Origin of the sequence: Bacillus sp. FSL R5-0585 (genome assembly GCF_038004545.1) — a bacterium.
Classification (GTDB): domain Bacteria; phylum Bacillota; class Bacilli; order Bacillales; family Bacillaceae_G; genus Bacillus_A; species Bacillus_A cereus.
In genome coordinates, this window is the sequence record NZ_JBBORJ010000001.1 from 4,439,162 (window position 1) to 4,461,013 (window position 21,852).

The following is a 21,852-nucleotide window of genomic DNA, read 5'->3' on the forward strand; positions in this document are numbered from 1 at the left end:
TTCGCTCCTTTTTTAGTACGTTAAAATAGTGATAGATGTCTTCTCTTTGTGAGAAATAATTTTTGCATGTCCACCAATTGGAAAAGTGAAAATCGGGGTTGTATGCCCGAAACTTGCGTTTGCAATGATAGGGATATGTGCAAGTTCAGGTTTTGAAGCAATCATTTCTTGAATGTCTTCTATCGTACATTCTGCACCTTTTTGCATCTTTCCTATAACGATTCCCTTTATGTATTCAAAACCTTGCTGCTGCATAAGGGAATGTAAATAACGATCAAAAGTTTTAAGAGTAGATGTTCCAGTTAAACTATCTTCTTCAATAAATAAAATTTTCTCCTTTAAATTTGGCATATATGGTGTACCTTGCAGTAAGTTAAATGTGCTCATATTGCCACCGATAATATCTCCCGTAGCTTCTCCTTCTTGAATTGAAACATATCCTTCATTTTTAATAAATTCTCGATTTTCCTGATCTATATACCAAGAATCATCGCTCCATGTTTCAGATGGAAGGACTTCAATAGGCTCATTAGAAGTTAAGCACTTTAAAAAGTAATCGGTTGTATATCCGAGCCCTTTCTCCATTCCAAACGAAGAGAAATGGGGTCCTGAATATGTAACAAGCCCTGTTTTTGCGTAAATTGCATTATTTAAGGCAGTAATATCAGAATAACCACAGAAAAATTTCGGGTTTTCACGAATTAAATCATAATCGAGATGTTTCAATAAACCATTTGAGTTGTATCCGCCAAGTGTAGTCAAAATAGCTTTTACATTAGAGTCTCGAAATGCTTCATGGAGGTCTTGAATGCGGGAAGAAATAGAGGAGGAAGCAAATCGATCTATCTCATCAGCATATTTTGAGAATGTAACTTGAAAGCCCATGTCAGTTAATCTTTTTATAGCAAGTTTTCTATTTTCATTTGAAACAATACTTAAACTACACGATGGTGAAATCACTCGTATTTCAGCACCCTTTTTTAACTTTGTTGGTATCACTACATTCACCTCTTCAATTGAAAGAATATTTAGATTTAAAAAATATTTTATCATATGAAATAAAGTAGAAGTTGAATTATTTTTTGAAATGGAGTTTTCCTGATTTTTCAGCAGACAGACAGAGTCTTTTTTTGATATGATAGGAAAAGTGATTTATTATAAGTAGTATTTAATATCTATAACATTTGAAAGGTGTGCAAGACGTGGAGAAACAACTTGCAGGCTTGCCGGTACACGTTCATTTCGTAACAGAAATCCGTGAAGGGGCGAGGAAGGAAACCGTTGCTTTTGAAGCAAATGGTCAATACTATGTAAAAGGTCAAGGTACATATGTAACATTCCAGGAGCCGAACGAACAAGGCGAAGTGAAAACAATTATTAAAATTCAAGATGAACAAGTTCTCATTATGCGTTCAGGTGCTGTTTCTATGCGTCAGACGCATGTGAAAGGTGAATGGACAACTGGTACGTATACGAGTGAACTTGGTACGTTTGCATTGCAAACAAAGACTGATAACGTTCTTTTTAAATGGTCGGATGAAAAGAAAAAAGGACAACTCTTCTTAACGTACGCATTGCTTCTAAGTGAACAAGAAGCTGGCAGATATACTATTACAATTAATTTGAAGGAGGCAAAATAATGAATTCCTTAGAACAGGTAAAAGGATTGATTAAAGAAGAAATTCAGGCTGCTGTATTAAAGGCAGAATTAGCGACAGAAGAACAAATTCCAAACGTTGTATTAGAATCTCCAAAAGATAAAACAAATGGTGACTTCTCTACAAATATGGCAATGCAACTTGCACGCGTTGCGAAAAAAGCACCTCGTATGATTGCAGAAGAACTAGTTGCAAACTTCGATAAAGCAAAAGCTTCTATTGAAAAAATCGAAATCGCTGGTCCTGGTTTTATTAACTTCTATATGGATAATAGCTACTTAACAGATTTAATTCCAACAATCGTAAACGCTGGTGAAGCTTACGGTGAAACGAATACTGGTAAAGGTGAAAAAGTACAAGTTGAGTTCGTATCTGCGAATCCAACAGGTGACCTTCACTTAGGACATGCACGCGGTGCGGCAGTAGGTGACACTTTATGTAACCTATTAGCAAAAGCAGGATACGATGTATCTCGTGAGTACTACATTAATGACGCTGGTAACCAAATTCATAACTTAGCTCTTTCTGTTGAAGCTCGTTACATGCAAGCTTTAGGCTTAGAGAAAGAAATGCCAGAAGACGGATACCATGGTGCGGACATCATTGGAATCGGTAAACGTTTAGCAGAAGAGTTTGGCGATCGTTATGCGAAAGCTGATGAAAAAGAAAGCTATGAATTCTACCGTGATTACGGTTTAAAATATGAGTTAGCAAAACTTCAAAAAGACTTAGAAAGCTTCCGTGTTAAATTTGATGTATGGTTCTCAGAAACATCATTATACAAAAACGGAAAAATTGATCAAGCTCTTGCTGTATTAAAAGAGCGCGACGAGATCTTTGAAGAAGACGGTGCAACTTGGTTCCGTTCAATGACTTACGGTGACGATAAAAACCGTGTATTAATTAAAAATGACGGTTCTTACACATACTTAACGCCAGATATCGCGTATCATCGTGATAAATTAGAGCGTGGTTTCGATAAGTTAATTAACATTTGGGGTGCTGACCATCACGGTTATATTCCACGTATGAAAGCTGCTATTCAAGCACTTGGTTACGATAAAGACACGCTTGAAGTAGAAATCATCCAAATGGTACAACTATACCAAAATGGTGAAAAAATGAAGATGAGTAAGCGTACGGGTAAAGCAGTTACACTTCGTGAGCTTATGGAAGAAGTAGGCGTGGACGCAATGCGTTACTTCTTCGCAATGCGTAGCGGTGACTCTCATTTAGACTTCGATATGGACTTAGCTGTATCAAAATCTAATGAAAACCCAGTATACTATGCACAATACGCTCACGCTCGCGTATGCAGCATCCTTCGCCAAGGTGAAGAATTAGGATTAGCTACAGGCGGAGACGTTAACTACAAACTTGTTACTTCTGAAAAAGAAGTAGAGTTACTGAAAAAACTTGGTGAATTCCCAGCGGTAGTTGCGGATGCAGCACAAAAACGTCTACCACACCGTATTACAAACTATGCATTTGAATTAGCAGCAACATTACACAGCTTCTACAATGCAGAAAAAGTATTAAACCAAGATAATTTAGAATTAAGTAAAGCTCGTTACGAGTTAATGAAAGCAGTACGCACTACACTTCAAAATGCATTAGCAATCGTAGGAGTATCTGCACCAGAAAAAATGTAATTAAGAAAAGCGGAAGCGGACTTTCGTTTTTAAATAAAAGGCAATCACACGATGTTGTGATTGCCTTTTTATGTGGAGATAATAAAAAATAAAATTTTATCAAACAAAAAGGGAATTTGCGTCGTCTTATATAAATGACAGGAGGCTTATGATGGAAGAAAAGGTAGAAGAATTAATTGATATATATAAGAAGCAAATATATTCCTTATGCTATAAGTTAGCAAAGACGAAAGAAGACGCGGAAGATATTTTTCAAGAGACATGGATAAAAGTTTTTTCATCGCGGCACCAACTTTCTTACGTGGAGAATTATAAAAAATGGATTACTACAATTTGTGTTCGTACGTTTTATGATTTTTATCGTAAGAAAAAAAGGTGGAAAGATCGAATATTGGATTTGTTTCATAAAGAGGATGGTGGAGAAATAGATTTCGCAGATGATGTGAATATATCAGAAGAATTTATTCAAAAAGTGGAAGCGGAAATGATACGGGAAGTTATACAGCTATTGAATGAAAAATATAAAACCGTGCTCGTACTCTACTATTATGAACAATACTCTTATAAAGAAATGAGCGAAATATTAAATATACCGATTGGTACGGTAAAGTATCGGCTGAATTATGGGAAAAAGAAAATGCGAGAACATTTGGAGGGGTCCGTTCATGAAGGAAGATAAATTTGAACAGAAAATAAAGAGCAGTTTAGCAGAAGAGATAACTCCAAGCGAAGAGCTAATAAATAACACGAAGCAGGGCGTGCGAAAGGCTCAGAAGTTAGAGAGGAAATGGATGATTTGTATTCATACCATTTGGATTGTTTTGCTAACAATTGTTATAGAACAATTTGTCACTCATTTGGATTATAAAATTCCTATGTTAATAGCCATTGTGATTATGATGCATGTATACATTCCGATATATGTTGTAATACAGTCATTTTTAAAGAAGGAGTATAAATTACATGAATGAGTTCGCTAATCCGTTTGTACTATTTGAAGTAGCTGGAGTGACGATGTTTTTAGCTTTTATAGCACTTTTAATATGTGTTGCATCATGGGTATATACAGATGCTAAAGCACATCAAATGAGTAAAGGATGGAGTGTCTTAGCGGTTATATTTCCATTTTTTATCGGTTTTTTGTTATATATGGTAAGAAGAAGTAAAAAGAAAGTTGAAGGAGAATATAAGATGAACTTTGTTAAAAAACAGAAAGTAACATTAGTTGCGATATTGGCAAGTACAATGTTTGTATTACTTAGTGGTTTTGCTTTTGCACAAACGTTAAATGACGCGTGGAAAGCAGGAGATATATATTTAGAAAATGAGAAGCAAGGGGAGACAAGTTACGAGGCGAAATTCTCATCATGGGATATTGCCGGTAAAGATATTGAACTTCAGTATGAGAAGGACACAGAAGTGACATTTTCTTATGAGACAGATGCAAAACGAGGGAACTTATGCTTTAGCGTGTATGAAAGACGAGGAGAAGGTATAAAAGAGTTAAAGGAAATCTGTGAATCGAAAAAAGGTAGTTTTACAGTTACTTTAAAAGCAAATGAAGAGTATGTATTGAATATAAGTGGATTAAAAGTGAAAGATGGATTCGTAAAAGTGAATTGGCAAGAGAAATAAAAGGGGCCCTATAAAGGACCTCTTTTTTATTGAATAGTATAAGTAACAGAAAAACTAACAGGACTATAGTAAACGTAAGGTGCATGAAATTGAACATACATATTTCCATCTGTTTTTGCAGTGAAAATTCGGCCGTAACCATCAGAATAACGTCCAATTAGGTTATGATTTGAGTCATAAACACTGTAACTAGGAGTTTTGCTGTTAGGATGAATTGTTAGTTCTTGTCCTTTTTGAAGGAAAATAGGTTCTTGTTCAGAACTACCTCCAGTTTGCAAAGAATAAAATTTTGTAAAGCTTTGTTCTTGAGCGGCAGCAGCGACTTTTGTTTCAGGAATAAACGCAGTAGCTCCAGTAATTCCTGCTAAAGTTAATGCACCTGCTAAAATCATTTTTTTCATAATAGAAAAAGCCTCCTTATTAGTTGTAATCGGTGTTGTTACAGTTAATATTGTATACGATAATGGGTAGGATAAAATATGCTTTTATGCATATATATTTTTTCTCAATAAAAGACCACTGATAAAATCAGTGGTCTTTTAAATGATTAAGCAGCTTTCTGTTCAGTTTGAGGAACAGGTTTTTGAAGCGAGTTATAAACTCCTGTTCCGATAACGTCTAATGCCATTCTCATTCGTTCAGGTGAAATGTTTTCTAATACGTTATCTTGAGGTGTATGGTATACCTTCTCAATATGATAGATTAATGGATTCCAACTATCGACACCCATCCAAATGAATAGAGCAGCAGGAATACCAGCTTCAGCAAATGGAACATGATCACTAGAACCGAATTTACCTTGTAGGACGAGGTCATTATTTAGTTGTTTACCTGCTTGCAAGGCAGCGTCTGTTACAAAGTTTGTAGAGCCATCAGGTGTCATAGCGTATAAATTCTTTGCTTTATCATAATTTGTTGCAACCATGTCGGCGTTAAAGACACCTAAAATACGGTCGCGTTCTTTTTGGGATAGACTATTCACGTAATAATCCGAACCAAGTAATCCAGTTTCTTCAGAACCAAAGGTAATAAAGCGAATTTCTTTATCAGTTTCTACATTTTGAAAAGCACGAGCTAGTTCTAATACTAATCCAGTTCCAGAAGCATTATCATTTGCGCCAGGTGCTCCGACAACACTATCATAGTGCGAGCTTACAACGACTGCTTTCTCATTACCTGTACTCTTTTTGGGTTTCTTTTTGGCGATAACATTTAGAGATGTTAATTTAGATTCATGTCTCGCTTTTAGGGAAAGAATTGTTGTCCCTTTTTTAGCGATTTCTTCTTTAAATGCATTTCCTTGCGCATAAGCAAGACCAAAGACAGGGATAGATTGCTTTTTCGTTAGGCGGGGATTGAAGGTTTGTCCATAATTTCCGCGTCCGCCAATTAAACTGTATAAAAGAACACCTTTTGCACCTTTGCTAACAGCATTTTCAACTTGTTTATTATAGTCTGTAACTGTCGTTCCTCTTTCAAATAAAACAATTTTACCGTTTACTTCATTTGGAATATCTTCTAATTTTGTCCCACCTTGAACAAAGATAAGGGGAGCTGTAACAGCTTTTGTAGAAATGAGTGCATTAGGAGCAGCACCAGCTTGCCAATTACGTTTTGTTGATAGTGGTGATTCAATGAATCCAACGTATTGATCGGGCACCTGAAATGGTTGATATTCTACGTCATAGCCCATTGATTTAAGCTGCATACCAATGTAACGAGAAGCCCATTCTTCGGATTTTGTTCCACCGGGGCGAGGACCAATTGTTTCAGATAAGAAACGAACATGTTCAATCGCGCGGTTTGGATCAATCTGTTTTGTAATAGATGGAGTTTGTGTAACCTCTGACGTGGAATCCGCTTTTGCTTGCCCAATTGGAGCTAAGCTAACAGCGAGTGATACAGCAAGCAAAGAGCTTACTATTTTTTGTTTCAATGATTTTCTCATTTTTTCCTCTCCTATTCTTCTATTCTCTGTGACTGACAAAAGAAGACGGATAATGACTTTATTTTACCTTCGAGTCTTTTGTTTTTCAATATTCTGACATTGAGAAATAAAAACAATATATGCATATTTGCATATTTTTGAGGAAGATATGTATGCTATCATTTTAAACGAAGGTTCGCTTTCTACTCTGAAAGCTCCTACATTGCATGAATCTAGTGTACCCAAACTTTAGATTATGTAGAGAAATGGAACCACTGTAGGGTTTCATTTCTCATGTTTGAATCAGTTGATGGTAATTATGTTTCCGCATTTCATAATTATTATCAGTGATATATGTAAGGCATCCATATGAAAATAAGAGGCTGTTCAAAGGTTTTCCGTACTTTTGGGCAGCCTCACCCCGTTAAAAGGACGATACTTTATGTATCGTCCTTTTTGTATAAAAAAACATCCAATCAATTGAGAGATTGATTGGATGTGAAAAAATTATTAATAATTTTTTTTGCGTTTCGTAGCCAAAATACTTAATAATCCAGCTAGTAGAAGAAGGATACCTACTGTTTGTGTAGGGTCTTCTTTATGACCTGTATTTGGAAGGTGTTTATCCGTATTTCGATCATCTTGCTGTTTGTTATCTGTTTTATTCGATGTTTCTTCGGAAGTTCCGTTTTCGTGTTTCTCAGATGTTTCATTGCCTTTGTTCTCTTCTTTATTTGGAGGAGTAACTGGCTTGTCATCTCCACCTGACGAAGATTCAATCTTTTTATTTGAAACTGTAATTTGTAGTGGTGTAGCTTGGGCTTTATCAATTGTAAAGTTTATTGGTGATGCATCTAATTGATAGCCTTTAGGAGCCTGTGTTTCTACTAATTGATAATTACCAGGTTTCAAATTATTTACGATTACTTTTCCGTGTTGGTCTGTTTTTAAACCTTCTCGGATGATTTTTCCATCTTGGTCTAAAATATTGAAAATGGCACCTTCAAGTGTTCCATGGTGATCAATATCAACTTTAGTTAACTCAATTGAACCTGTTGTTAAACTATTTAAAGCTGTAACAGAGGTAATCTGAGATTGTCCTTTCGTAATTGTGAAAGGAATTAGTTTAATGTTTAAATCATAGCCAGTTGGAGCTTTCGTTTCAATGAACTGATAATCTCCCGGACGTAAATCAGAAACAGAAATCTTCCCATCTTTATCAGTAGTTAAATCAGAACGAACATCCTTGCCGTCCATATCTACAATTTTAAAGATTGCTCCTTCAAGAGTAGTACCATCGATGTCATCAACTTTAGTTAATTCAGCTGCGCCTTTAGTTAAGCTATTCGTAGCAGTAACAGAGGCGATTTTTTCTTGGCCTTTTTTAACTGTGAACTTAATAGGTGTTTTGTTTAAGTCATAGTGTTCAGGAGCTTTTGTTTCGATAAATTCATAGTCTCCTGGCGGTAATTCATCCACAACTAAACGGCCGTTTTTATCAGTAGTTAAATCGGTACGAACATCGTGTCCATCCTTATTAACAATTTTAAATACTGCACCTTCAAGTGTTGTGTTTTGCTTGGCATCATCAACTTTAATTAACTCAACACTACCTTTCGTTAAGCTATTAATAGCTGTAACGAAGACATGCTTTGTTTGACTTCTTTCGATTGTGAACTTAATTGGTTCTTCATTTAAGTCGTAATGTTTAGGAGCTTTTGTTTCAATAAATTGATAGTCTCCTGGTTGTAAGTCTTTAGCGATGATTTTTCCGTCTTTATTGGTAACTAAATTCGTACGAATGTCGTTACCGTTCAGATCAGTAATTTTAAATACCGCACCTTCTAGCATTTCTTTCTTATCTATAGAGTCAACTTTCGTTAATTCCACGCCACCTTTTGTTAGGCCATTCTTAGCAGTAACAGAAGCGTGAGTTAGTTGACTTCTTTCGATAGTGAAGCTAATAGGTGTTTTATTTAAATCGTAATCTTTCGGAGCTTTCGTTTCAATGAATTGATAGTCTCCTGGGCGTAAGTTCGTAGCAGTAATCTTACCATCTTTATCAGTAGTTAAATCAGTGCGAACAATTTTACCTTTCGCATCGATGATGTTAAACACTGCATCAGAAAGTTTTGTATCTGGATTTATATCATCCACTTTTATTAATTCTACAGCACCCTCAGTTAAGCTATTTGTAGCAGTAACTTGGAGCTTTTCTTTTTGGCTTTTCTTAATTGTAAACTTAATAGGTGTACTATCTAATTTATAGTGTTCAGGAGCTTTCGTTTCAACAAACTGATAGTCCCCAGGACGTAAATCAGAAACAGAAATTTTTCCGTGTACATCTGTTGTAAGCTCAGTACGAATGTCTTTACCATTCAGATCAGTAATTTTAAATACCGCATCTTTAAGAGCAGTACCATCTACATCATCCACTTTAGAAAGTTCCACAGCGCCTTTCGTTAAGCTATTTGTAGCTGTAACGGAGATAGGATCAGCTTGGCTCTTTGTAATTGTGAATGGAATTGGCTCTTTGTTTAAATCGTAGTGTTTCGGAGCCGTTGTCTCGATGAATTGATAATCACCAGGACGTAGGTCAGAAACGCTAATTTTACCTTGTTGATTCGTAACAAGATTTTTGCGAATTACAGTACCATTCATATCCACAATTTTAAATACTGCGCCTTCAAGAGTAGTGCCATCGACGTCATCCACTTTAGAAAGTTCCACGCCGCCTTTTGTTAAACTATTTTTCATAGTAACGGTAGCAATATCTTTTTGGCTTTTTTCAATTGTAAATATAATTGGTTTTTTGTCTAAATCATAGTGTTCAGGAGCCGTTATTTCAACGAATTGGTACGTACCAGGACGTAAGTTTTCGATAACGATTTTACCTTCACTGTTTGTTTTTAAATCTGTTTTAAGTACTTTGCCATCTTGATCAAGTAAATTAAATACCGCATCGGCAAGTTTTGTTTGAGTGTTTAAATCATCAACTTTAAGTAATTCGATACTACCTTGTTTTAAGCTATTTGTAGCAGTTAAAGAAATAGCTTTCTTCTGTCCTTTTTCAATAGTGAATTTGATTGGTGTTTCATCTAAAACGTAATGCTTCGGAGCTTTCGTTTCGATAAATTGGTAATCACCAGGACGTAGGTCGTTAATTTCGATTATTCCTTGTTCATTTGTAACAAGGTCTTTATGAACTACATCACCGTTCATATTAACAATTTTAAATACTGCATCTTTAAGAACAGTGCCATCAACATCGTCTACTTTAGAAAGTTTAACTGCACCCTTTGTTAAAGCATTTGTAGCAGTGATATGAAGAGTTTCAGTTTGGCTCTTTTTAATTGTAAATACGATAGGTTTTTTATCTAAATCGTAATGTTCAGGAGCAATTGTTTCAACGAATTGATACGTACCAGGACGTAGGTTTTCAACAACAATTTTACCTTCATCATTTGTTTTTAAGCCTTCTTTAACTAGCTCTCCGTCTGCATCTAATAAATTAAATACGGCGTTAGCAAGTTTTGTATTTATATCAATATCGTCAATCTTTGTTAGTTCAACGCTACCGTTTTTCAAAGCATTTTTGCCTGTAACATTGATCTCTTTCGTTTGACTTCTTTCAATTGTAAATGGAATCGTTGTTTCATCTAATACATAGTGCTCAGGAGCTTTTGTTTCAATGAACTGATAGTCTCCAGGGCGTAAATCAAAAACAGAAATTTTACCGTTTTTATCTGTAACAAGATTCGTATGAACTTCCTTACCATTCATATCAACAATCTTAAAGATTGCACCTTCGAGCATCGTACGATCGATGTCGTCAATTTTTGTTAATGTTACTGCACCTTTCTTTAAACTGTTAGTAGCAGTAACAGTAATATTCTCTTTTTGACTTTTTTCGATAGTGAATGGAATAGGGTCTTTGCTTAAGGTATAGTCTTTTGGAGCTTTTACTTCAATAAATTGATAGTCTCCAGGACGTAAATCAGAAGCAGAAATTTTACCGTTTTTATCAGTCGTTAAACCTTTGCGAATTACCTTTTTAGTATCATGAGCGTCAACGATTATAAATTCTGCACCTTCAAGAATAGTGCCATCAACATCATCAACTTTTGTTAAAGTGACGCCACCTGTAAGTAAACTGTTTTTTACAGTAACAGGGATAGGAAGATCTTCCTTACTACCTTTTTTAATTGTGAACTTAATAGGTGTTTTGTCTAATTTATAATGTTCAGGGGCTTTTGTTTCGATAAATTGATAATCCCCTGGTGCTAAATCAGGAATAACTAATACTCCGTAATCATCTGTTGTTAAATCTTTCATAATTTCTTTGCCAGTTGCATCTTGCAATGTGAATACAGCGCCGGCAAGAGCTTTACTACTTTCCACATCATCTTCTTTAATAAGTTTAACTTTTCCTTTCGTTAAACTATTTTTAAATGTAAGTGGAAGGAGTTTTTGTTGTCCTTTTTCAATTGTAAATTCAATTGGTTCTACATTTACATCGTAATAAGTTGGAGCCTTTGTTTCGATAAGCTTATAGTTACCAGGACGTAAGTCATCTACAACTAGCATTCCTTTACTATTCGTAACAAGGTCCGTACGAACATCTTCATTAGTATCTCTATTAACGATTTTAAATACTGCACCTTCAAGTGTTTCCTTTTCATCTGCAGCATTCACTTTTGTTAACTCAATACCGCCTTTTGTTAAGCTGTTTTTAGCGGTAACAGTAGCCTGAGTTGTTTGACTTTCTGTAATCGTAAATTTAATTGGTTTTGTATTTTTGTCGTAATACTTCGGTGCTGTTACTTCGATAAATTTATAATCGCCAGGGCGTAAGCCAGTAGCGATAGCTTTACCATCCGCACCAGTTTTTACATTTTCGCGAATAACTTTCTTTTCATCATTTGCATCAACAATTTTAAATACAGCACCTTCAAGAGCTGTACCATCGATATCATCAACTTTTGTTAATTCAACATCTCCTGGTTTTAAAGCATTTTCAGCTTTCACAAGTAGAGTTTCTTTCTGACTTCTATCGATTGTAAATTCAATAGGTTCTGCTCGTAAAACGTAATGTTCAGGAGCGGCTATTTCAATAAATTTATACGTACCAGGACGTAGGTTACTAACTTTAACTTTACCGTGTTTATCAGTAGTTAAGTTAGTGTGAGGGGAAACGTCATTATTATTTGTATCGACAAGTTTGAATACTGCACCTTCTAGTGGTTTTTTCTCACCAAACTCATCAACTTTTAATAATTCAACTTCGCCGGTTTTTAAGCTGTTATTTGCCGTAACAGTAGCAAGAGTTTGTTGGCTTTTATCAATTGTAAACTCGATAGGGTTTGTACTTAACGTATAATCCTTAGGAGCTTCTGTTTCGATAAATTTATAAACACCAGGCTCTAGATCTTTAACGGTAACTTTTCCATCTGAACCTGTTTTTATATTTTCACGAATTACTTGTTTCTCGTCATTCGCATCGACAATTTTAAATACAGCACCTTCAAGGGCAGTGCCATCGACATCATCGACTTTCGTTAAAGTGACACCACCTTTAATGAGGTGATTTGTCGCGGTAACAGTAAGTGCTTTCTTTTGACTTTTTATAATTGTAAACTCAATTGGTTTTTTATCTATGTCGTAATCTTTAGGTGCTTTTTCTTCGACAAATTGATAGTCTCCAGGGCGTAAATCTTTTGCTTCGATTTGTCCTTGATCATTTGTCGTTAATTTTTCATATCCACGAATTACTTTGTTATATCGATCGCGTACACTGAACTCCGCACCTGCTAAAGTTTTTCCATCTTTATCGAATTTTGTTAAAATGGCCGATCCTGGAATCAAACTGTTTGTTGCAGTTCGGTTTATTACTGTTGTTTGATCTTCTTTGATTGTGAATTGTATAGGTGTACTGTCTAATTTATAATGCTCAGGAGCAGTTGTTTCTTGTAAGTAGTAAGTTCCTGGTTTTAAATTATCTACAGTAATTTGTCCTTTATCATTTGTTGTTAATTTTTCGTGTTCTGAAATTATTTTTTTGTCTTTATCAAGTAGTGTGAAAACGGCACCTTGCAGTGTGACGTTTTTATTCAGGTCATCAGACTTTGTTAAAACTACTTTACCGACAAACTTCTTATTTGCAAGTTTATATGTTGTAGTCTCTTGTGTACCAAGTTCAACAATTTTCCCTTGTTTTAAATCCCAGCTAATTACATAGCCTTCAGGAGCCTTTGTTTCTTTTAATAAATATTTATCGCGTTTTAAATTATTAAATTTAGCGATACCGTCTTTGTCTGTTGTAATTTTACGGATAACAGTTTTACCTGTACGATCGTATAAAGTAAATTCTGCCCCAGCTAATAGTGCGTTCTTATTGTCGTTATCTACCTTTATAATTTCAAGGTTTCCACGGCCTTTAGTAGCAGATCCTCCGCCTGAACCAGAAGACATTCTCACTTCAATCGTTTCAGTAGTTTCTGTGTTTTTAACTGTCAACTTATTGCCTGTGATTTTCGCTTTATTACTTACTTTTTCTTTATCATCTGCATTAATAAGTGAGCGATATTCTAAAATATAAGCTCGATCAATTTTTTTCAAGAAGGCAATTTCGAAATGTTGCTTTCCGGTATTATTGTCTGTTGTTATTTTGAGTTTATAGTCTGTTCCTTCTTTTAATTCGTTTACTGTATCTTTTGTTAAATTTCCATACGGATCAACAATTGTAGGATATAAGTGGAATGAATCTTCCACAATTACCTGATTTTCGGTTGGGTCATCTGTTACAACGGCATCTGCAATGGTTGATTGGCTTTCGTTAATTGCGATACTCCAATTAATATAGTTGTCGTCTTGCACAGCTTTTTTAGTAACGAAGCTGCCACCTTTATTTACTTGAGTGTCACCTGTAAGGGTGTTTACGATTTTAGAGCCATCTTTTAAATCTGCCTCGTTTTTGTAGGTGCCTTGGATAAGTTCACCATCAAGGCTTGTTTTAAAGATAATATAGTAAGGTGAATTAATTGATTGTTTGAAATGAACCTTTAGGGTGTTTTTATTTTCCTCTGTAGGTTCTTCAAGTTCATATTTCTCAGTTGGTACAGCATCACCAGGTTGTGCATTATCAGGATTTCCATTTAAAATCATATCGCGCACTTCAATGGATCCAGGCACTAACTTTTGTTTATCTTGTATGACGTCTATAACATAAGGATCTTTAATCTCAACATTATTATAGTTAAAGCCTATTATCCAAGTAATTTCCTTCGTTTGGGCGTTATAAGAACCGTATTTATAACCATTTGCCTTTGTGAAAGTATCAGGATCGAAATTAGCTTCAACTTTATTTGATTGTGGATTAGAATCCGTATCTATCCAAGAAAGGTTACCTGTATTTTTAAATGAAGTTTTACCACTTTCTAGCTTTGTATAATCAAAGTCTGTCGTATATTTTACGACTAATGTCTTTGTCATATTAGACTGATACGTACCTATAAGAGTGATTTTGAAGCCTTTATCTGTTACATCTAAAACATAGTCAGTCCCAGCTTGAAGGGTATAATTTCCGTCTTTAATTTCTAGTTTCTTATCTTTTAATTGTAATCCACCATGATCAAAGGTGTCCGTAATAATCGCGTTGTTTAATGGATAGTTGTTATTATTTACTATAATTGTCCAAGTTGTTGTTTTGTCTTTATAATTTGTTTCAGCTTTATTATTAGATTTAATAATATTTTGCTGCTTGAAGCTAGCTTCATTTTCTTTACTTGAATCATTATCAGCTGTAACTTTATTTTTTACTTTTCCATCTTCTATAACTTTATTAGTTGGCTTGGTTTTATAGGTAATCACATAAGCACTATTAATATCATCATTAAACTGTAAATCGAAGCCATTCTTCTTGTTACTTACAGTGTAATTATTAACAGCGTCTCCTGTTACAAGCGTTCCTTTTTCATTATATGAAGCGTTTTTTACAACAATAGAATTTGCATCTAGTTCGTGTGTATCGTCAAAAATATCTTTTAAAATCGCATCTGCTTTTTTGATCTCTCTTTGATCACCATTGTAAGTAATTGTCCACTCAATTGTTTGCGTCTTTGGATCATATTTACTTGTTTTATTTAAGTGTGTACCACGAGAAACCGTTACAGTAGAGCTTGCGTTTTGTTGCTTTTGATTATCACTTGTTATCGTAACGTTATTTCGGAAACTTTTAATATTTTCATCAGTAATTTTTGTGGCATATTCGATTTGATATGCTTTATTGATAGAATCTTTGAAAGCAATCTCCAATTTTGAGCCATCTGATGAAATAATATTGTAATCTGTTGGCTCAGCTTCTGCACCACGCGTTACATTCCCATTAACATCAACTTCTAAATAATAAACTTTAATAGAATCTTTATTTAAGTTTGTACCTTGTGGAATGTTATCTTTAAAAATAGCGTTTTTAAGGGTGTCTTGCGTTTTGTTCATCTCTACTTTCCAATTAATTTCATTTGTATTAATTGGTCTATCAGGTAATCCTTTTTTATTCGTAGCTGTTTGTACATTAGGCTTAAAGTCAACTGTAATAGAAACATCCTTATCTTTAATCGGGAAAGGAATTTCTTGTGTTGTTGTACCTTTAATTTCAGCTTTATTAAATTCTGTCTTTAATTGTAGGTTACCAGCAACATCTGGATGCTCTTCAACATAATCGTTGAATGTCATCGTGACTTTTCCATCTTTTGTAACAGTAAAATTACCAATTTGATGGTTTTCACTATCATATAAAGGACTGTTAATTGTATTGTAAATCTTAAAATGTTTAGGAAGATCAAAAATATAGTAATCTCCATTTTTCACATTCATTGATTTTAAAAGTTCCCATGTAAACTCAATATTGGCAGGGGAATCTGTACTTGGACGGTTATCCTCTGTAAATGGTTTTCCGTCTTTATCCGTCAACTTTACACCGGTTAAAATGTTTGTTGTTATTTGCTTTGGACCTGAATTTGTATTCTCAGCAGGGTCGCTTGATAGCTTTTGTTCTGGATTGTCAGTAGCAATTTTAACTGCTGGGTTTTGTTCCAGATTATCAGTGGCAGTTTTAGCTGCTGGGTTTTGTTCCGGATTATCAGTGGCAGTTTTAGCTGCTGGGTTTTGTTCCGGATTATCGGTAACAGTTTTAGTTGCTGGGTTTTGTTCCGGATTATCAGTAACAGTTTCAGTTGCTGGATCTTGCTCCGGATTGTCAGTAACAGGTTTAGCTACTGGATCTTGCGCTTGTTTATTAGTATCCTGTTTGGTGCCATCTTCTTTAGAGTTTTCTACTTGAACAGGAACTGATATAGGCTGAACCATTGTTCCTAAAGGAAAAGCGATTTGAACTGATTTTTCCCCAGGTTTTAAAGTTGAGTTAAACACAGTATCAAATTTAATTTTTCCTTTAGCGTCTTTCAAATTTTCTACTTGATCATTAAATATTAATTTTAATTTATTATCTTTAGCTGTTATAAAATATTGACCAATATTTTTTTGATCTGTTACTAAATCCCCTTGCAAATCTTTAGATACTTTTAATGCAAGTGGTATTTGAACTACTGCTGTATCATTTGCGTGTGCAACTTGTTGATCCTTTATTGACCAAGCGTATTCTACTTGAATGGTTGATCCTATCTTTATTAAATTGTTAGGATTTTTTGATTCGTCAATAATATGATTCGTCGCATCTTTCATTTCAACAGTGTCAAATAAGGAATCTCCTGTTAAGGTTTCCGCTCTTACTTGATTGTATGGAAAACTAGCAAGTTGCGAAAATAGTACGAATACAATTAAACATACATTAAAAAGTTTTTTCATTTTTCCTCCTCTGAACATTCATTTGTCCATTGGGGACTTATTCCACATGAACAAATGGAATATTAAAAGTATTTGTTATAAGCTATTTATTTTTGTTATCCCTCCGTTTCTATACGCGTTCTCAGACAAACAGAATTATGTTCAAAGCAATATTATTTAACGTAAAACAAAATGTATATTTACACAGTTCTATGGAAATATACACAATTCGACAAAAAATGTCGAAAAAAATACTGATATCAGACCTTTATATGTGAGATAGTTTTCATGTATATCTAGTAAAAAAGAATGGTTATAAAGGTAAGTTTTACGATACATACTAACCAATGTAGTGTATCCCTTTGTGAAGGCTTATTTTTGCCTTAAAGTTATGTGGAAATAAAAATCTAGATAGGGTTGGTTTTGGTCAGAATGAAGACAATATGTACTTTGAAAATAGTCATCTATTTTGTCTAAAGAGAGTTGTGCGATTAGTGGACCGAAGTTGAAAGGTGATAGTTTCTTACATTGTTAGAGAAATATAAGGATTACAGAATATTCGACTAACACGTTACTACGGTCATTTTTGAGCCTGTTTAAATAATAGGAAAGAAGGTGTTTTACTCCTTAGTTACAATATCTTTTTAGTAAAGATAAGCTTAAGTAACCTCCGCTAAAGATTATATACTTAAATGATAAAGAGTTCAACAGTAGTTCACATATTTTCCCAAAAATAAAAAACGGCTGTTTTATGTGGAATAAATCTACAAGACAGCCGTTTTTGGTATTAGATTTCTGTTAAGATTATTGGTTCACCGCGTGTTACGACAACGGTATGTTCACATTGTGCAACAAGACTTTTATCTGGTGTAACGAATGTCCAACCATCGTCACCACGTTCAATAATATGATCAGCTTTCATAGAGATGAACGGTTCTACAGCGATAACAAGACCGTCTTTTAGAAGCGCATTATCCATTGGATCATAGTAACTTAAAATGTGATTTGGTGCTTCATGTAAGCTAAGACCAATGCCGTGACCAGTTAAGTTTTGAATAACATTGTATCCACTTTTATGTGCGAAGTTTGAAACAGCACGACCAATTTGATTTTGTTTTGAGCCAGCTCTAACCTTTTTCATTGCTGCCCAAAATGCATCAACTGCTGCTTGGCAAAGCTTTTCTTTTGCTTCGTCTTCTCCAAGAACAAATGAGATACCTGTATCTGCATAATAGCCATCAAGTGCAGCAGATACATCGACGTTTACTAAGTCGCCTTCTTTTAATACGCGATCTCCTGGAATACCATGAGCAACTTCCTCATTTACACTAATGCAAGTTACACCTGGGAAATCATATTCTTTTTCAGGTGCAGAAATAGCACCATGCTCATCTAATACTTTTTTACCGATCAAATCAAGCTCTTTCGTTGTCATACCTGGCTTCGCTTCTTTTTTCATTTCTTCACGTGCAAGCGCAACGATGCGGCCGATTTTTCGTAAGCCTTCTAAATCTTGTTCATTACGAATAATCATGAAAACCACTGTCCTTCCTCGAATATATATCTTAACCGATTGTATCATGTTTATTTTCGTCCTGCTACTCGCTTGCGGTATGCAGCTTGATTCCTCTCATAAAGAATACATGACAATTGTCATATCGATGTCATGACGCATCATACTGTTTCCTAAGTTTTCCAAGCAATACAATGTAAATATAAGAAACAGCGGGGGTGGAGAGATGGAAAAGATTATTGAAGTAAATGGTGTTTCTAAAACATTTAAACATAAAAACGCAGTAAATAATGTTTCATTTCATGTAAATAAAGGGGAAATAGTAGCGTTACTTGGTCCGAATGGTGCGGGGAAAACAACGACGATGTCGATGATGCTTGGATTAAAGGACCCGACAGAAGGTAAGGTCTTTATATTTGGAAAGAGTCCAAAGCATAGAGATGTTCGTAATAGCCTCGGTGCGATGCTGCAAGAAGTAAGTGTCATTGATAGTATTACGGTGGAAGAGGCAATCGAGTTATTCCGTAGTTATTATACGAATCCTATAACGAAAGAAACGTTACTGCAGTTATCAAATTTAGAATCAGAGCGAAAGCAAAGATGTGAGAAGTTATCAGGTGGGCAAAAAAGAAGGTTGAATTTTGCGCTTGCACTTGCGGGAAATCCAGATTTGTTATTTTTAGATGAGCCGACAGTCGGAATGGATATTACGTCTCGAAGAATGTTTTGGGAAACGATTCGAAAGTTAGCAAGTGAAGGGAAAACAATTATTTTAACGACGCATTATTTAGAAGAAGCAGATGCTTTAGCAAATCGTATCTTATTATTTGCGAACGGAAAGATTATCGCAGATGGTACACCAGACGAAATGAAAGCGACGATTTCGCGAAAAACAATCACATTTTACTCGAAGGAAAGCATTCCTACAAAATTACTAAAGGAATTACCAAATGTAACAGAAGTAAAGTCAAGCGAAGGACGCTTCATTTTAACAACGGAGGATACGGATGCAACTTTAAAAGCCATTTATCAAAAGAGTTTACCTGTAACAGATGTTTCAGTTGAACGTGGAAGTCTTGATGAGGCATTTGAACAATTCGTTGCAAATCAGAAGGAGGAAATCGCATGAGAGCGTTATGGATGCAGTGCAAAATAGAAATTTTACGTACATTCCGCAATAAATTATTTATCTTTTTCTCATTATTAATGCCTGTTATGTTTTACTACATTTTCACAAATGTTGTTCAAGTACCACAAAACGGAGATGCGTGGAAAGCACACTATTTAATTTCGATGGCAACTTTCAGTATTGTAGGGACTGCACTCTTTAGTTTCGGTGTGAGACTTTCTCAGGAAAGAGGGCAAGGATGGACACATCTTCTAAAAATTACACCGCTTCCAGAGGGAGCATATTTAACAGCAAAAATTATCGCTCAAACAGTAGTAAATGCTTTTTCAATATTAGTTATCTTTATTGCAGGGATACTAATTAATCATGTTGAGTTAACGGTAGGGCAATGGATTGGTGCGGGATTATGGTTATTGTTAGGGGTAACACCATTTTTAGCGTTAGGAACAGTAATAGGTTCCATTAAGAAGGCGGACGCAGCTGCTGGCTTAGCAAATATTTTAAATATGAGTTTAGCTATAGTTGGCGGGTTATGGATGCCGATTGAAGTATTCCCCAAAATATTAAGAACGATTGGTGAATGGACACCGACATACCATTTCGGAAGTGGTGCGTGGGATATTGTAGCTGGAAAATCAATTGGATGGGAAAATATCGCGGTATTAGGAGGTTATTTCCTTATATTTGTTGTAGTATCAATATATATAAGAAAAAGACAGGAAGCGGTATAAATGATAGAGAAGAAGAGGATTGAGATTTTTCCGAAACATATGGGATTCTTCCCGTATATGTGGTTTGTTTATCTATTATTTCCAATTTATCACTTAGCGCAGGCATCAGGATGGAAGCTTGTAATAGGAAGCGGTATGTTGATAATTTTTATCGTCACATACCGTCAGCTTTATTTTGTTCAGAGGACGTTTGTTTTTTGGGCGTGTATTCAAATGGTACTCATCTTTTTATTTGCTTTATTTTATAATCCTTTTATGATATTTTTTGGCTTTTTCACAGCAAGTGCGATGGGATTTGCGCCAAATAAGAAAGTATTTCGAGTGCTGTTATGTTCGTTAGTTATCATGCTTGGAGCATTTTTATTTGTAAATATGAATCAACTAACAACTACAAGTTTAGTAAATATCGTTCCAATGTTTATTTTAATGCTTCTTACGCCATTTGGTATGCGCAATTTTAATCAGAAAAAGATGTTAAGAAATCAATTGGATCAGGCGAACGAGCAAATTAAAGACTTAGTAAAACGTGAAGAACGGCAGCGGATTGCAAGAGATCTTCATGACACATTAGGGCATACGTTATCTCTTATTACTTTGAAAAGCCAGCTTGTAGAGAAGTTAATTGTGAAAAATCCAGAGCGTGCAAGTGTGGAAGCGAAGGAAATTACACAAACGTCTCGTACAGCCTTAAAACAGCTGAGAGAATTAATTTCTGATATGCGTATGATTACGGTAGAAGAAGAGCTAGAGCAAATAAAAGCGATCTTACAAGCAGCTAATATTGAATTAGAAGTGAGGCAAGAAGCAAGATCGAGCTCGTTATCACCAATTGAACAAAATATTGTCGGGATGTGTTTACGTGAGGCCGTTACAAATGTTGTAAAACATAGTAAGGCAACGCGGTGCGCAGTTTCTGTATTAGAATCACAAGGTGAACTGATTTTGAAAGTAGAAGATAACGGAATCGGTTTAACAGATCAAAATCATGATGGAAATGGTATTCGCGGCATGAAAGAACGAATTGCTCTTATTGATGGATTTGTTGAACTAGGTACAATCAATCCAGGGACGTTATTAACGGTAAAAGTTCCAGTTGTTATTAGAACAGGAAAAGATGAGGTGAGGGCATGATTCGAATTATTATTGCAGAAGACCAGCGGATGCTTCGTGGTGCATTAGGGGCCCTGCTTGATCTAGAAGATGATATCGAAGTAATTGGGCAAGCTGCGAACGGGGAAGAGGCGTTAGAATTAATTGAATCGTTAAAGCCAGATGTAAGTATTATGGATATTGAAATGCCGATTCAAAGTGGATTGGATGTCGCTGAGACTTTAAAGAAAGAAAAATCATCATGCAAAGTAATGATTTTAACAACATTTGCAAGGCCGGGATATTTTGAAAGAGCAATGAAAGCTGGTGTGCACGGCTATTTATTAAAGGATAGCCCAAGTGAAGATTTAGCGGCAGCAATTCGTAATGTAATGAAGGGGAAACGAGAGGTCTCCCAAGATTTAATGTTTGGCTTATGGCAGGAGCAAAATCCGTTGTCAGATCGCGAAAAGGAAGTACTGTTGCTTGCGAAAGAAGGAAAGACGGCAAACGAAATTGCGAAGGCACTTTATCTTTCGCCGGGTACAGTACGTAATTATATTTCTGAAGTATTAGCGAAGCTTGATGCGAAAAATAGAATTGAGGCAATTACAATTGCGGAAGAAAAGGGTTGGATATAAAAAGAAGGTTACCTATGAGAGGTAACTTTCTTTT

At 35.2% G+C, this 21,852-nt stretch carries 14 protein-coding genes; 9 read left to right on the top strand and 5 right to left on the bottom strand.

The features are described 5' to 3' along the window. Positions 1-12 precede the first annotated feature (12 nt). Positions 13-999 carry a S66 family peptidase gene (locus MKY38_RS22930; RefSeq protein ID WP_000613224.1) on the bottom strand — a complete coding sequence of 329 codons (987 nt, stop codon included), beginning with the start codon at positions 997-999 and terminating at the stop codon, positions 13-15. A gap of 203 nt (positions 1,000-1,202) precedes the next feature. Between MKY38_RS22930 and MKY38_RS22935 the strand changes: the two genes are divergently transcribed. The 5 genes from MKY38_RS22935 to MKY38_RS22955 all read left to right on the top strand — a co-directional run bounded on the left by MKY38_RS22935 (position 1,203) and on the right by MKY38_RS22955 (position 4,945). After that, the gene (locus tag MKY38_RS22935) at positions 1,203-1,640 is read left to right on the top strand and encodes a DUF1934 domain-containing protein (protein ID WP_000414867.1); all 438 of its coding nucleotides are present in this window, start codon (positions 1,203-1,205) and stop codon (positions 1,638-1,640) included. Next, complete coding sequence (argS, locus tag MKY38_RS22940; RefSeq protein ID WP_341049762.1) at positions 1,640-3,310, top strand: arginine--tRNA ligase; 1,671 nt, start codon at positions 1,640-1,642, stop codon at positions 3,308-3,310. The genes MKY38_RS22935 and argS overlap by 1 nt, the downstream gene beginning before the upstream one ends. A 151-nt stretch (positions 3,311-3,461) precedes the next feature. Beyond that, positions 3,462-3,989: an RNA polymerase sigma factor gene (locus tag MKY38_RS22945; protein ID WP_065224453.1), complete on the top strand. Its 528-nt coding sequence runs from the start codon at positions 3,462-3,464 to the stop codon at positions 3,987-3,989. Beyond that, positions 3,976-4,281 carry an ECF-type sigma factor negative effector gene (locus MKY38_RS22950; RefSeq protein WP_000656684.1) on the top strand — a complete coding sequence of 102 codons (306 nt, stop codon included), beginning with the start codon at positions 3,976-3,978 and terminating at the stop codon, positions 4,279-4,281. Before MKY38_RS22945 ends, MKY38_RS22950 begins: the two co-directional genes overlap by 14 nt. Further along, positions 4,274-4,945: an ECF-type sigma factor negative effector gene (locus MKY38_RS22955; protein ID WP_001001598.1), complete on the top strand. Its 672-nt coding sequence runs from the start codon at positions 4,274-4,276 to the stop codon at positions 4,943-4,945. The genes MKY38_RS22950 and MKY38_RS22955 overlap by 8 nt, the downstream gene beginning before the upstream one ends. 26 nt (positions 4,946-4,971) lie before the next feature. Here MKY38_RS22955 and MKY38_RS22960 read toward each other — a convergent pair whose 3' ends face one another. The 4 genes from MKY38_RS22960 to map all read right to left on the bottom strand — a co-directional run bounded on the left by MKY38_RS22960 (position 4,972) and on the right by map (position 18,297). Continuing rightward, on the bottom strand, positions 4,972-5,346 hold the full coding sequence (locus MKY38_RS22960) for a hypothetical protein (RefSeq protein WP_000738221.1): 375 nt from the start codon (positions 5,344-5,346) through the stop codon (positions 4,972-4,974). Positions 5,347-5,492: 146 nt separating this feature from the next. After that, entirely contained in the window at positions 5,493-6,893 is a 1,401-nt protein-coding gene (locus MKY38_RS22965) for a M28 family metallopeptidase (RefSeq protein ID WP_341049769.1), read from the bottom strand. Positions 6,894-7,382: 489 nt separating this feature from the next. Beyond that, on the bottom strand, positions 7,383-16,736 hold the full coding sequence (locus tag MKY38_RS22970) for a SpaA isopeptide-forming pilin-related protein (RefSeq protein ID WP_341049772.1): 9,354 nt from the start codon (positions 16,734-16,736) through the stop codon (positions 7,383-7,385). 766 nt (positions 16,737-17,502) lie between these two features. Further along, positions 17,503-18,297: a type I methionyl aminopeptidase gene (map, locus tag MKY38_RS22975; protein ID WP_100910518.1), complete on the bottom strand. Its 795-nt coding sequence runs from the start codon at positions 18,295-18,297 to the stop codon at positions 17,503-17,505. Positions 18,298-18,454: 157 nt separating this feature from the next. Here map and MKY38_RS22980 point away from each other — a divergent pair, with 157 nt between their 5' ends. The 4 genes from MKY38_RS22980 to MKY38_RS22995 are packed head-to-tail and all read left to right on the top strand — an operon-like array spanning position 18,455 to position 21,818. Beyond that, the gene (locus MKY38_RS22980; RefSeq protein WP_065224450.1) at positions 18,455-19,357 is read left to right on the top strand and encodes an ABC transporter ATP-binding protein; all 903 of its coding nucleotides are present in this window, start codon (positions 18,455-18,457) and stop codon (positions 19,355-19,357) included. Further along, complete coding sequence (locus tag MKY38_RS22985) at positions 19,354-20,088, top strand: ABC transporter permease (protein ID WP_001202431.1); 735 nt, start codon at positions 19,354-19,356, stop codon at positions 20,086-20,088. Before MKY38_RS22980 ends, MKY38_RS22985 begins: the two co-directional genes overlap by 4 nt. Then, the gene (locus MKY38_RS22990; protein WP_114555775.1) at positions 20,089-21,219 is read left to right on the top strand and encodes a sensor histidine kinase; all 1,131 of its coding nucleotides are present in this window, start codon (positions 20,089-20,091) and stop codon (positions 21,217-21,219) included. It begins immediately after the preceding gene. Continuing rightward, on the top strand, positions 21,216-21,818 hold the full coding sequence (locus MKY38_RS22995) for a response regulator transcription factor (protein ID WP_000619237.1): 603 nt from the start codon (positions 21,216-21,218) through the stop codon (positions 21,816-21,818). The genes MKY38_RS22990 and MKY38_RS22995 overlap by 4 nt, the downstream gene beginning before the upstream one ends. Positions 21,819-21,852 lie beyond the last annotated feature (34 nt).

Coding starts and splice junctions, on each gene's coding strand:
- argS (WP_341049762.1), top strand. CDS start 1,640: ATGAATTCCTTAGAACAGGTAAAAGGATTGATTAAAGAAGAAATTCAG.
- MKY38_RS22945 (WP_065224453.1), top strand. CDS start 3,462: ATGGAAGAAAAGGTAGAAGAATTAATTGATATATATAAGAAGCAAATA.
- MKY38_RS22950 (WP_000656684.1), top strand. CDS start 3,976: ATGAAGGAAGATAAATTTGAACAGAAAATAAAGAGCAGTTTAGCAGAA.
- MKY38_RS22955 (WP_001001598.1), top strand. CDS start 4,274: ATGAATGAGTTCGCTAATCCGTTTGTACTATTTGAAGTAGCTGGAGTG.
- MKY38_RS22960 (WP_000738221.1), bottom strand. CDS start 5,346: ATGAAAAAAATGATTTTAGCAGGTGCATTAACTTTAGCAGGAATTACT.
- MKY38_RS22965 (WP_341049769.1), bottom strand. CDS start 6,893: ATGAGAAAATCATTGAAACAAAAAATAGTAAGCTCTTTGCTTGCTGTA.
- MKY38_RS22970 (WP_341049772.1), bottom strand. CDS start 16,736: ATGAAAAAACTTTTTAATGTATGTTTAATTGTATTCGTACTATTTTCG.
- map (WP_100910518.1), bottom strand. CDS start 18,297: ATGATACAATCGGTTAAGATATATATTCGAGGAAGGACAGTGGTTTTC.
- MKY38_RS22980 (WP_065224450.1), top strand. CDS start 18,455: ATGGAAAAGATTATTGAAGTAAATGGTGTTTCTAAAACATTTAAACAT.
- MKY38_RS22985 (WP_001202431.1), top strand. CDS start 19,354: ATGAGAGCGTTATGGATGCAGTGCAAAATAGAAATTTTACGTACATTC.
- MKY38_RS22990 (WP_114555775.1), top strand. CDS start 20,089: ATGATAGAGAAGAAGAGGATTGAGATTTTTCCGAAACATATGGGATTC.
- MKY38_RS22995 (WP_000619237.1), top strand. CDS start 21,216: ATGATTCGAATTATTATTGCAGAAGACCAGCGGATGCTTCGTGGTGCA.